The organism is Nitrosovibrio tenuis (assembly GCF_900109785.1).
GTDB lineage: Bacteria > Pseudomonadota > Gammaproteobacteria > Burkholderiales > Nitrosomonadaceae > Nitrosospira > Nitrosospira tenuis_A.
Window position 1 is genome coordinate 1 of the sequence record NZ_FOBH01000008.1, and the last position, 12,385, is coordinate 12,385.

Genomic DNA, 12,385 nt, shown 5'->3' on the forward strand with positions numbered 1-12,385 from the left:
CTGACCCCAAGCGAATACGTTAAAACCAAGCAGGTCAGACTGCCAGAAGCGGCCAGATTCTAGTTTTGAATCCCAGCAGAATTGGGGGGACGTCAGAAGCGGCCAGATTCTAGTTTTGAATCCCAGCAGAATTGGGGGGACGTCAGGCAGACAAGGCCAAAAGTTCGGTTGAGTTATCATGGGAATAACTAATAAAAATTCGTGGCTTCCTAGCCGTCATAACTCTATTTCCTTAACGAATGGCGAGAATTCACAGACTGTTGTGCTGGAATCGCCTTCGCGCAGGTCGCAACCATTGTGGGATAGGCGACGAAGACTTGGGGCAATCAAGAAAAGGCTGGAAATTAGCCCCGGAAGAGATCCAGGTCATTCTGACTTCTAGCCAGAAGGATTACATAGCCATCTTTGAGAGTGTTATCTCGCTCAATACTGACACCGGTACTACGCAGATCCTGTAGAACATCGACTGGCGTATTAGGGGGATAAAGAACATGGACGATTCCACCTGTTCCCTCTGATTTAGATTTTGCAGCGGTTAATTGTTGTTTAACGAGGGGCGACAAACGATTGTTTGTGACGAATTGAGTATTGGACAAAGCCATTTTCTGCACATCAATTTGTTGTTTGGTTTTGCCGCTCTCGATGACTTCAGAGACTTTAACTGGAGCCGGTTCAACCCCTGTTTGTTTTTTCCAAGCGTCAGCTTGCTGGGTTGCAGATTGCGTATAAGGATCACTGGCAAAACTATAAGTAGCTATTCCAGCTAGCGCCGCTCCCGTCGCGGCACCGATAAGGGCACCATGTTTTCCCCCTATGACTGCGCCAAGGCCCGCCCCTGCCAATCCACCTAAAGCTGCTCCCATCGCAGCCTGCTGACCTTTACTCGTATTCGCACAACCACCTACTGCCACTGCTATTACCATTATTACTGGCATTAGTTTTCTCATATTTGGCTCCTTATTGTTTTTTGAAGAAATCCCTAGCCCACCCTTCTATATTTGGAATTTCTTCAGCAATTACCTCTTGATTTTGATCGGCTGGTTTCTGACTACTGCCTGGTACCTGACTACCAGATGGTTCCTGGGTCGAATTGTTAAATTTTTCGGCCGCGCGAGCGAGATCTTCTTTCTTGTTCTCCGGTTTGTTTACCTGGGTAGGTGTTTTAGCTTGAGATTCTTTAACTACGGGCCTTTTTTCTATATAACCTAAATCTAATAATTCAGAGTCAACGCCATGTTCAAAGGTATAACGCCCGTTACCCATCGGTTTTAACCTAGCTGTATAGCTGTAAGGCATAGCTTTGATCATATTGGTAACAATACCGGAGGCAAGCGCGGATGTAACTTGTCCAATAGTATTGTCATAGTAATATGTGCGCCCATATTGGTCAGTTGCAGCAACGAAGTTTGGTTCTTGTTTTTCAACACTTGCATTAACCCTTTCACCCTCAATTTTGCATAGAAACGGCTTATTGATGGAAATCACGTCTTTCGCGGTTATTTTTCTGATTGCAATTTCCCCTAAATCTACATTAATGCCTGTTATAGCCTGAGTTAATAAACCCATATTGTTAGCTGATCTTTTTTCTCGCCGTGTATGGCGTTCAACCGCATCACGTACCTTAGGGGACGCGCAAGCTTTGGCTGCAGCCTCTTCGGTCGTCTTTGCTAGGCCTTTCCATTTTTCCGCTGTTTTTGTATTTGCTTGTGTCCCGAGCCCTTCTTCGTACATACGTCCCAATGCAGACTGAGCCCGTGCATCATCATTTTTTTGCGCGGCCGCCTGGTAATACTGATGGGCACGCGCATAATTTTGGGGCGAGGCTTTTCCTCGCCGCTCGTATTCGTCGCCCAGATAGTAAGTCGCATCAATATTACCTCGTGCTTCCGCTATTTTTAGCCAATACAGGCGATACATCGCCGAGTTTGGCGCCATTCTAGGATCCGATAGTTTCAAAGCTAGATCACCGGTCATTGGGGGAAACGCAACCGGGTTATTTCCATTTTTGCTTATCAAGCGAACGTCATCGCACTCGCCACCACCCATTCCCTCTATCATTCCCTCCCATCCTTGACCCTCCTGGTCTCTGAATAGAGATATCAGCAAGTGATTAGTTGGGTTTGAGGCGGCGTAGGGGGGGGAAAGATTTAATACGCCACTGGATCGAGAAATGGCGCCGACTAGCGGCGTCACACTTGTTTGTTTGGATGGGGGAGTGGCTTTTACAGATCCACGAATGGCGAACAGCGGATCCATAGGTTGATTAGGATTGTTCAGAAAAACCTCTGCTATGTTAACTTCCATCTCCAATTTTCTGTTACAGGCATGTCCGACGAGCGTATCACCTGCCAATTGTTTTGCAGTGAGATCCCGAGGGGTTAGTTGAACCGGCTTTGACTGAGTCGGGGCCGAAGATTGTCTTGAAGACAACGTTTGAGGGTGATTCTGTCCAATTCCCGAACCCAATGTGCTGAAATTGGCTCCTAATATTTTGCTCCCAGTAAAACAGGTGTTTTTCAATTTCGCCATCTGTGCTCGGCTTTCTTCTGTCAATCTAAATTCGCCATTTTGAGTGTATAGAAGAGCTGCCGCTCTTGCGTTCTGCTGCAATGCTCGACTCATGATTCTTTCCCATGGGCCACGATGGGGGATTCCTCCAGCGTACCACTGGCCTGTTATGACGCCACAGCTGGTTTTTGCGTTGATTGCTTCGGCAGGAAAACCAACAATCCAGTATGGATTCATAACACCACCTGGGTCGAGAGTACGCATTGCCGTCTTGAGGTTGACTAGAACAGAATTCACATCGTCTTTTGCCTCAAATATAACCATCACGATATCGCTTCTGGAACTGAGCTCCGATATAGCTTTTTCAGCCAAGGCCGAGACAGGATCAGCCTGTAAAGCAGGGGGAAATAAGAGCGTTACCGCAAGTAGGAGCCTCTTCATGTGTCGCTGATATCGGTTCAAAATTTAAGGATAAACTATTTATGTAGCATACTATACAGTTCAGTCATATGGAGAAGCAACGACAAAGATTGGCAAGGGGATCGCGTCGGCGCATCGCTTATCGATCAATGGCTGGATCAGTTGGGCACGAGAGACATGATCGGCACAGACCACGTCTGAAGGATAAGCACGAGAAAGACAAAAGTTGTAACAAAACAGTTAAATTTGGTTAAATTTCATAATTTAAAATTTGAAGGACTTTGGCTTTGTCATTCTGAAGTACACCCCAGCTTTACAAATCTGCCTGACACTTTTCTGCCTGTTTTTGCGTCAAGTTAGGATCATATAGCTATTAATTGACAGGCAACCGCGGCGGTTATAGACTCTATCCGGACATTATTTGTGAAAGGATCACGTCATGACCAGCCAGAGAATTGGATACATCCGTGTAAGCTCGCTCGATCAAAACATCGAGCGCCAGCTCGACGCGGTTCACCTCGACAAAGTATTCACTGACAAGGCATCAGGCAAGGACACAAACCGACCACAACTCCAGGCTGCCCTAAATCACATTCGGGCAGGGGATACGCTTGTAGTCCATTCCATGGACAGACTGGCGCGTAACGTCGAGGACATGCTCAGGCTAGTCAGGGAAATGAAGGACCGAGGCGTATCGGTTGAATTCATTAAAGAGAATATGAGTTTCACTGCTGGCAGTGATGACCCGCGTTCCACCCTCATGTTTACAATGCTTAGCGCGTTTGCGCAGTTTGAACGGTCGCTCATCAAAGAAAGGCAGCGGGAAGGGATAGCCTTGGCGAAAGCCAAAGGAAATGTCTATAAGGGGAGGAAACCAGCATTAAGCCTTGAGAAGGCTGCGGTACTTCGCCATAGAGTCGCAGAGGGGGCCCAAAAGTCGGCTCTGGCGAAAGAGTTCGGAATAAGTCGAGAGACCCTTTACCAATATATAAGACGATGACAGAAGGGCCAAATCGCAGCTGATCTTCCTCTTGGAAAGTCGATATTGATATGTCACAAGCTTCTGTGGTACCGATACCTAACCAGCCGCTCGTTTTCATCAGTTACAACCTTGCAGACTCCGCTTTTCAAGAAAAATTGAATTCGCTCCTGAGTCGTGAGCCAGGTTTCAATCGAATTTCGATGTCAGAACACCCTGATATAGAGGGCAATAAGGAACCCGGTCCGCTGTTTCGCCCAGTCATTGAAAGGGCAAATGTTGCTGTGTTGCTGATTTCACCCCAGTATTTGACGTCACACTTTAGTTCGCTTGAAGCTCTTGCACTGGTCGAACAGCGAGCACGCCGCGACTTGCGTCTTTTCCCGATTTTACTGAGACCATGCAGTTGGAGGGAAGTAAAGTGGCTGAGTGAAACGCAGGTGTTCCCCTTAGATGGAGAACCGATTAGTGCACACATGGAGGAGGAGCAGGAAAGCCTGTGGGCTCTCGCAGCTAGGCACCGGTCAAACTGCCTTAGAAAATGATAACCGAACCAGCAATGAAGATACCACTGAGCAAGGGGATGACGAAACTGTTTTTGCGACCTCAATGGGAGATTCATATGACCGGCCGAGCGAGCAGTCTCTAGCCAAACATCTGGAAAAGTATCAACTGTCTAATGAGGCCAATAAAATTGTTCACCGCGCTCAAGTCCTAGCTGCGTTTAAAGAAAACACGAGTTTCGTAACGACGTCGTGTTTGCTCTTCGCAATTGCGGAGGGCGGACGTGACTCGTCCGATTTCTTTCGAACTCCGCAGTTCCTTTGGGAAGAACTCCGGGAAAGCCGAACTCGGAAAATCTATGAAATAATCTTTAACCGTGAATTCCCGCGCGTCCAATATTCTTCAACCGATGGAATCGATTTTGGGGCTTATAAGGATCTGGCACAGGTGCCTAGCACCAGCATGCTCGCGGTATTGAACGCTGCTCACCGCTTCTCGGTGAAAACGACGCGGCCAGAGATCGAGACGAAGTCGAAAAAGGCCTCTGAGTTCTCAAGCCCCGCCAAAAATCAATTGGGGGTCATAAGTTCGCGTCACCTTTTTGCGGCGCTACTTCTCTACCAACCGCCTGACGCGACTACGGGTGTGGCGGCGAAGATATTGTCGCTGGGGGTAGACCTCATGCGGCTGCGCAAAAATTTCTTAGACTTTGTCATCAAGTCCCTGCCCGGCGATGATCATAACGCGTGGCACGAAATACTGCTGCCTGGAGAAGCAAGACAGTCTGGCGAACTTGGTATTGGGCTCGACGACGCTATACCGAAGGAGCCGCCTACCCAGCAAACTCAATCGCATACCCGAGTTCCTCTACCCGGATTTCTGACCGATTGCTGGCAGGGAGAAGACCTGCTGAACATTACTCGCGACGTCAATGCACTAGCTTCTCTGATTGCAGCATGGACCGTTCAGCCGCCGCTTTCCATCGGTCTGTTTGGCTACTGGGGCTCTGGAAAAACCCATTTCATGCGGCAATTAAAGGCACGAGTGGAAAAGCTATCGCGTGAGGCTAGAAATTCCGGCTTGCAGCAGAATGCGGTTGGCTACTACAAGAACATCGTGCAGATTGAATTCAATGCTTGGCACTACATTGAGGGAAACTTGTGGGCCAGTCTGGTCGAGCATATTTTTACGAACTTGAAATTCTCCGATCAGGAAGACAGCAGTCTCGCGGATACCCGCCGCCAAGTTCTGATAGAGAAACTGGACTTAAAGAGACAAGTAAAGGCTAAAGCGGAGGAGCGAAAAGCCCAACTAAAAATAAAGGAGACGCGAGCACGCGATCGGGCTGTGCAAGCAAAAAGCAGTCGGGACGACACGGTTACAGAACTAAGTAGACTGCGTGACGAGCTGGCGTTAAACGTTTTGAATCAGCTTAGTGTATCCATCGAATTCACGGCGGAACAGCAGGCGCTGCTAGAGCAACTAGGCGTACCAAAGAATTCCCTAACGTCGGCAGCAGCTGTGAAAAAGCAATACTTGGAGGTGCAGGGCCGGTACCACCGCGTGCGCGCCAATTGGAACCTTTGGAAAAGTGACCCAGAGCAGCTTCGCAAGTGGATCGTAGCTTTAGCAGGCGTTGGAATCCTCGCACTTATGCCAAGCACTTTCAACTTCTTCCGTGAGATGCTGACTGCTTACGGTGAGGTGTTCGCGAATATCGGCGCCTTCTTAACGTCGTCCATTACCTTTTTGCTTACTTTGCTGATCGCCATAACGCCTTATTGGAAGCAATTTCGAAAGGTGTTGTCTGCTCTGCAAGAAAAAGCAGACTCAATCGAACAGGAGCGGCAAAAGCGAATTCTGGAGTTAACAAGCGAGCTCGATGTTATGACGCAGCAGTATAAAGAGGCGGAGCGCGAAGCCGATACTATTAACCTACAAGTGCAGGAGCTGGAAGCAGAGATCGCCGGGACGACAACAGGCAGGCTTCTCGCCGAGTTCATCGAAGACCGTGCAGCAGCCGATGACTACAGGAGGCACTTAGGGGTGCCGGCGCTAATTCGGCGTGACTTCGAACAACTGTCGACGCTGTTTGAGGAGCAACGTGCAGAAGAACTCGGGGGTAACGGAGCCACGGATGGCAACACGATTAATCGGATCGTACTTTATATTGATGACCTAGATCGCTGTCCGCCTGAGCGCGTCGTCCAAGTCTTGCAGGCAATTCACTTACTTCTCGCCTTTCCGCTTTTTGTAGTAGTTGTTTCTGTCGATCCAAGATGGATGATTCATTCTCTGCAAGAAAGCTACGAGTGGTTGCGTACAGTTGAACATGGGGAAGAAAAAAGACCGAACAACCCGCATGAGTTCAGCACTAGACAAATTGCTACGCCCCACGACTACCTCGAGAAGATTTTTCAGATTCCATTTTGGCTGAAGCCAATGGAAGACGTTACATGCAGGACGTTGCTGGAAGGGCTTACGAGGGACAGCCGTATAAAGGTTGTTGGCAGGGACGGCAAGGATAAGCAGAAAGGGGCAAGTGAAGTGAAAACCGATAAGGTGCAGCAGAAGGAGACTTCAGCCTTTTCCGATGGACCTGTTGCCTTAGCTGCACGACAAATCGCCTCGGCGCAGCAAGAGACGGTGGGGGTGAAGATGCAGGAGGAGAAGCAAAGTGAACAGGCGACAGCGGTGAGAAATGGCGAACCTACGGCCCAGCCAGCTAGCCGTCACATCAAACTCGAACAGCAACAGATCAACGACGAAGAAGTAATCGATTTAGCACCCGAGAGCTTGACGCTCAGTGACTCAGAAATCGAGTACATGAAAGAGTTGACTAAGCTGATCGGTCGCTCGCCCCGAGCTGTCAAGAGATTTCTGAATTGCTACAGACTCATTCGTGCCGGGTTACAACCAACGGAGATAGCCGTATTTATTGGCAAAGATGGAAAGAGCGGCGAGTTCAAGGCGGTTATGATTTTGCTCGCACTGATTACCGGCAACCCATCAATTTCTTTGTATTTCTTGAATGAACTAGAGAAGCCACTGAAAACTGGTGAATCAAACACGATACACACTTTTCTCAATCGTTTGGATGAAAACCAAGAGATCGCCATGTCTCCAGATTGGCACGCGGTGAAGGGGTTTCTTGAGAATCACATAAAGTTGGAGAACATGTTTGCATCCATGGTGCGTGTAGCCCCTAAAGTTTCTAGGTATTCATTCAAAGTAGCCAGCGAAGAAATAACCGGAAGGAATGGCTTCTCTTAATGCGGGGACATAAATCGACCCCGACAGTGCGACAGTCCGCGAGGATGTCGGCATAGGCCATGAGGAGTTCTTGGTGCGAGCGCGGCTCGCGTCCGAGAATGATCCAACTGAAGCGGACTTCGGCGGCGATACTGAGAATCAGATCCGGCAATTGCGCCTCTGCGATGCGTTGATCAAGCATCGTGCGCAATTCGGTGACTTTCGGATCCTCTTCTTCGGCTTCCAGCCGTGTAAGAGCGGGTTCATGAATGTTTTTACCATATTCTATATATGTGATAGATGCTTACAATCTAAAATTTGGCCAAGTGTTCAAACAGTCGCGCGACCGCCTCAGCACCTGGATCAGCGTGACCGACCAAATGCTTGGCATTGACATAGGAAGCGCGGCCCGCATTCGCCTTGCTCATGTGGGCAGTGCGATCGGCACCCGCACGCGCGGCTTTCGCCGCCTCGGGCAGGCTCTCTTCCAGGGCATCAAGGGCCGGTGCAAGGGCATCGACCAAGGTGCGGTCACCCGGACGTGCCCCGCCGATCTCCTGCATTCTCCGCAACCCGGCCTGCAACGCTTCGCGCATTGGCAAGCCGCTTGAGGCGGCATCGCCCGCTGCGGCGAAGAAGATGGCGAGGAGCACACCGCACGAGCCTCCCATGGTTTGGGAAAGCTCCAAGCCAATGGCTCGATAGAGCTGGGTATGGTCGGCAAGTGGCAATCGGTCCACGGCGCTGATCAGGGCGCGTGCCGCGCCGGTTAGCGTGCTGCCGGTGTCGCCATCGCCTGACTTCGCGTCAAGCGCGTTGAGGTCGTTCTCGGCGGCGATCAGAACCTCGCAGCAACTGGTCAGGAACTCCCTGGTCGGCTTGTGCATCGAGGGCATCGGAACGACAGGCGTCAGGCCGTCCGGAAGCGCCTGAATCGCGACCTGGCCTAGCCGGGAGACCCGCGGCCATGCTGCCAGCGGCGTGTGCTGCTTGAGCAGGGCGATCTCGGCATCGTCGGCAGGATAGGCTGAAATCGAGAAGCCATGCATGTCGAGCGATGTCATCATGGCCGCCGGCCCGATGACGTGGGTTATCCGCTCGCCAATCGCTGACCGCCGGATTTCGTTGAGGATGATCGACATCTCGATGACCGACGTGCCGCCGAGATTGTTGACCATAGCGACATGCGGCTTTTCTTCCATTGCAGCTGACAGGCGCTCGACCAGGGCAGCGACAGCTTCGCTCGCGTCCTTGAACTCGACCTGCTCAACCCCGGCTTCACCGTGGATGCCAAGCCCAAGCTCGGCCATGCCGGGCGGGATGCGATCCTCCTTTGGCGAACCTGGGATGGTGCAGGTGTTTAGCGACATGCCGATGCTTTTTGTCTTTGACACGACCTTGCGCGCGGCCGCGGCGACCTGCGCCAAGTCGGCACCATTCTCGGCCAACGCGCCGGCTATCTTGTGCACGAAAAGCGTGCCGGCGACGCCGCGGGCTTGGGGCAAGTCGGGCAACGCCACATCATCGTCGACGATGACTATCTCGACATTCAAGCCGAACTGGCGAGCGCGTTCGGCCGCCAGCCCGAAATTCAATCGGTCACCGGTATAATTCTTGACGATGAGCAGGCAGCCGGACGATCCCGTCACGGCAAGGATGCCTGCCAGTACCGCGTCGACTGTCGGCGAGGCGAAGATGTCGCCGCACACCGCAGCCGTCAGCATCCCTTCCCCGACGAAACCCGCATGTGCCGGTTCGTGGCCCGATCCGCCTCCCGAGATCAACGCGACCTTGGACTTGTCCCAGTCATTGCGTACGACCACCCGTATATGCGGATAGCCGTCGAGCCGCGCCAGCTTACCGCCAGACGCCGCGACCAGACCATCGACGGCTTCGGTGACGATGTTTTCTTTGGTGTTGATGAACTGGGCCATGTTTTCCCTATCTGACTGAATTTTTGCTGGATCAAAAAGCTGCGCACGCAACATCCGTTGCTCAACAAGCATTTACCGACATTTCAAATTGTACCGTATCGATATACCCAAACGGGTAGCCGCCATGAGACGTTTCTCGTGTCTCAATAGGGTTGTTTTGCGATTTCCGGCATGCTATTTTTCAAGGCTCTAAAGGTTAACGAGACAAGTACTGATCCATGGCGCTCTACGGATATGCTCGTGTTTCCAGCAGGGAACGAAGCCGGCTTTTAAACGTACTCATAAATCCGGATTAGCGGAAGGACAACTTGCCCAATTATTCGCAGCTTTTTGTTTTTCCGTTCTAAGCCGGAATTTTACCGTCACGTTAAAACTTGAACAATTTAATACCGCATTTTCTGATGCTTTGAAATTTACAGATGAAAAGTGCGACCAGGATGGTTTTAAACACGATATTGTAAAAGTAGCGTGCTTGCTTCAAGAAGACGGGTGAGATATCACCTTCATACATAAAAGCCTCCTAGATTTTTTCCCGGCAGAATTTATTAGGAGTTGCACGGAAGCTCAAGCAGAAAAAATCTATAAAGCGATTGCGAAAAATTGGGAACCCTGGCGCGCCACCTTGCAATTTCTATCCGTCATTGACAAGGATCGCTTCGCCCGACATTTCGCTATCCCGACAATAGAAGAGAATTTAGTCAATCTTAACGCCGTTGATGGCGTCATCGAGAGTGAATTGCTGAGTGAATTGGTAAATCGGATTTTTGTTAAAGTTGGCGGCAATTACCGAAGAGTAGCAGAAAGCCAACAGTACAAACTAACACACACTGGGCCGTATGCTCCACCTTCTGAAACCTATTTTTCAGAAGGTCTGCTTATAAAATGCGTTAACCAGCTTACGTCACCCCAATTTTTTCGTGATGTGATTGAGCCGCTTTTGAATCGCACCAAGGGCGAGAGGAATTTTCAATTAAGCTGCAGATGTGGCCACGCCGGACCAAATTAAAAAAATAGAGCTAAACTTGAGGGGGATAGTAACAGTAGAGGCGAGTCGCCTGAATTCCCTGCTCGCGGATTACAAACGGTTTGTTACGCATGAAGAGGAAAAGGCCAATTTATTCGCATCGATTGTTGCTTAAACCATCTCCTTCTACGGCTGGTTAATCACTTTCTAAAACAGCTTCTCTTATTGCATAAAATCGCTGACGTCCCAGTTCGCCCGGTATGGAGCGCTTGCTTTTATACCGCCCAGGATCGTCCACGACCAACATCCCCACGCTTTAGTAGTTCGGCTGCAACTAGGCGCGGGTCAAATTCGCCACATGCCTCCTTAAAACCGGCATCGTTGAAAAGAAATAAATCTTTATTCCGATAGCCAGCACAATCTCTAATTAGAGAGGCATGGCCTCTGCCAGCATCGAATCTCGACATAGCATGCTTTTGCAGAAACTCGCGTACATTTCTCACTCCACGATCTCCGTCACTCAGCTTACGGGCGTCATCTAGCCACGCTCTCCACACACTTAAAACCGACTCGTTAATTTCCCTTATATTGGAGGGCAGTATTTCAAACTCGGCGGCAAGAATTCCCGCACTTTTCACAAGCGCAAAACGATGTAACGCGTTCTTGCAATGCTGTTAACGCACCCTGCTGGTGGGAAACCGCTGTTACCCAATATTGCACGCTTTCACAAACCTCGCGCATTGCCTGTTCATGACCCCCGAAGTAGTTGATAACTTTGCTTAAGAAAGCAGGCCCTGCGGTACTAAAATATTTCGCACAGCGCTCCTTCAAATGCTTAACAAAAATAGCCGAGGGCTCTCCATGCATATTCGAAACTATCCCGCCATCAAACATACGAGAAATTAGGATCAGCCTCCAATTCTTCCATTCGAGAGTGGAACGGCCCCGAAGAAGGATATACGGGTGAGCAAATTGTTAGGCTCCGTGACAGGCCGGGGGTTAGATGCGATCCATGAGCTAATTTCGCGCGTTTGCTTGGTACGGCAACGTACGGAACAACTCTCGCGCTGGCGTACTATTTTGATTCAGCAATTTTGCTGAATTGAAATGGGGAAACGGCCATGAAAAATACTTTCGCTTTGAAAAATACGGCTCGATCGATCCTTATCGTTACCGCCATGTTTGCTGCAGTAGGCACTGTTCAAGCTCAAAGTAGCACAGCCAAAAAATCAGCCAGCTCCATCTCGAACCCGGGCACCTACACATACGGTAAAGACGCGGCACGCGACTATGCAATCTCGCAAGGGTCAGGCTCACATGCATATGGAAAAGACCAATCAGCCGACTATGCAAAGTCCCAAGGGTCAGGCTCGCACACGTACGGAAAAGACTCGTCAAGAGATTACTATTACTCAAGGTCGGAAGGACCACGCTCAACCGGGCAGTCTACGGGGATGGGATCGAGTTCCTCGCAGGGCTCGAGCACCTCTGGAACGTCAGCAGGATCAGGGGGGTATTAAATACGGCCCCTTCTTCTTGACCGTTAGGCAAGCCGGTTAACCTGGTGTATCCGAGGATCGTTGACGGAAACACGGATTAGTCCTTGCTCATTTTGCGCCCGAAGTCTCTATTTAGCGGGTGGCATTCCGCACAGTCGAGCTTAAGGTGGGGCTACGGGGAGTTAAAAAGGGCTTCCAAGCTATTGCTATAGGCAGAGCTGCCAGCGTTAGACACATAGGAAATAGAATCCTGGTGCCTATCAACCGAATTCATAAGCTAAACCCGCTTCCTTGGTTTAGCTGCTGCGACGTCTTTCCTAATAAA

7 protein-coding genes are annotated in these 12,385 nt (G+C 50.2%); 4 read left to right on the forward strand and 3 right to left on the reverse strand.

What is annotated here, in order from left to right:
- Positions 1–344: 344 nt before the first annotated feature.
- Positions 345–947, reverse strand: coding sequence for a hypothetical protein (locus tag BMX00_RS10245; RefSeq protein ID WP_143053090.1), 603 nt, complete (start codon positions 945–947; stop codon positions 345–347).
- Positions 948–957: 10 nt separating this feature from the next.
- Entirely contained in the window at positions 958–2,949 is a 1,992-nt protein-coding gene (locus BMX00_RS10250) for a tetratricopeptide repeat protein (RefSeq protein ID WP_090828935.1), read from the reverse strand.
- A 418-nt stretch (positions 2,950–3,367) separates the two neighbouring features.
- On the opposite strand from BMX00_RS10250, the gene BMX00_RS10255 reads away from it, so the two are divergent.
- The 3 genes from BMX00_RS10255 to BMX00_RS10265 are packed head-to-tail and all read left to right on the forward strand — an operon-like array spanning position 3,368 to position 7,684.
- Positions 3,368–3,928, forward strand: coding sequence for a recombinase family protein (locus BMX00_RS10255; protein WP_090828936.1), 561 nt, complete (start codon positions 3,368–3,370; stop codon positions 3,926–3,928).
- Between the two features lie 50 nt (positions 3,929–3,978).
- On the forward strand, positions 3,979–4,452 hold the full coding sequence (locus BMX00_RS15135; RefSeq protein WP_090828937.1) for a TIR domain-containing protein: 474 nt from the start codon (positions 3,979–3,981) through the stop codon (positions 4,450–4,452).
- Positions 4,376–7,684 (forward strand): P-loop NTPase fold protein, encoded by a 3,309-nt coding sequence (locus tag BMX00_RS10265; protein WP_218141537.1) that lies wholly within the window; start codon positions 4,376–4,378, stop codon positions 7,682–7,684. Before BMX00_RS15135 ends, BMX00_RS10265 begins: the two co-directional genes overlap by 77 nt.
- Positions 7,685–7,974: 290 nt before the next feature.
- On the opposite strand, the gene BMX00_RS10270 is transcribed toward BMX00_RS10265, so the two are convergent.
- Positions 7,975–9,597, reverse strand: coding sequence for a dihydroxyacetone kinase subunit DhaK (locus BMX00_RS10270; RefSeq protein ID WP_090829016.1), 1,623 nt, complete (start codon positions 9,595–9,597; stop codon positions 7,975–7,977).
- A 622-nt stretch (positions 9,598–10,219) separates the two neighbouring features.
- On the opposite strand from BMX00_RS10270, the gene BMX00_RS14395 reads away from it, so the two are divergent.
- Positions 10,220–10,603 (forward strand): hypothetical protein, encoded by a 384-nt coding sequence (locus BMX00_RS14395; protein WP_143053091.1) that lies wholly within the window; start codon positions 10,220–10,222, stop codon positions 10,601–10,603.
- Positions 10,604–12,385: the final 1,782 nt, after the last annotated feature.

Coding starts and splice junctions, on each gene's coding strand:
- BMX00_RS10245 (WP_143053090.1), bottom strand. CDS start 947: ATGAGAAAACTAATGCCAGTAATAATGGTAATAGCAGTGGCAGTAGGT.
- BMX00_RS10250 (WP_090828935.1), bottom strand. CDS start 2,949: ATGAAGAGGCTCCTACTTGCGGTAACGCTCTTATTTCCCCCTGCTTTA.
- BMX00_RS10255 (WP_090828936.1), top strand. CDS start 3,368: ATGACCAGCCAGAGAATTGGATACATCCGTGTAAGCTCGCTCGATCAA.
- BMX00_RS15135 (WP_090828937.1), top strand. CDS start 3,979: ATGTCACAAGCTTCTGTGGTACCGATACCTAACCAGCCGCTCGTTTTC.
- BMX00_RS10270 (WP_090829016.1), bottom strand. CDS start 9,597: ATGGCCCAGTTCATCAACACCAAAGAAAACATCGTCACCGAAGCCGTC.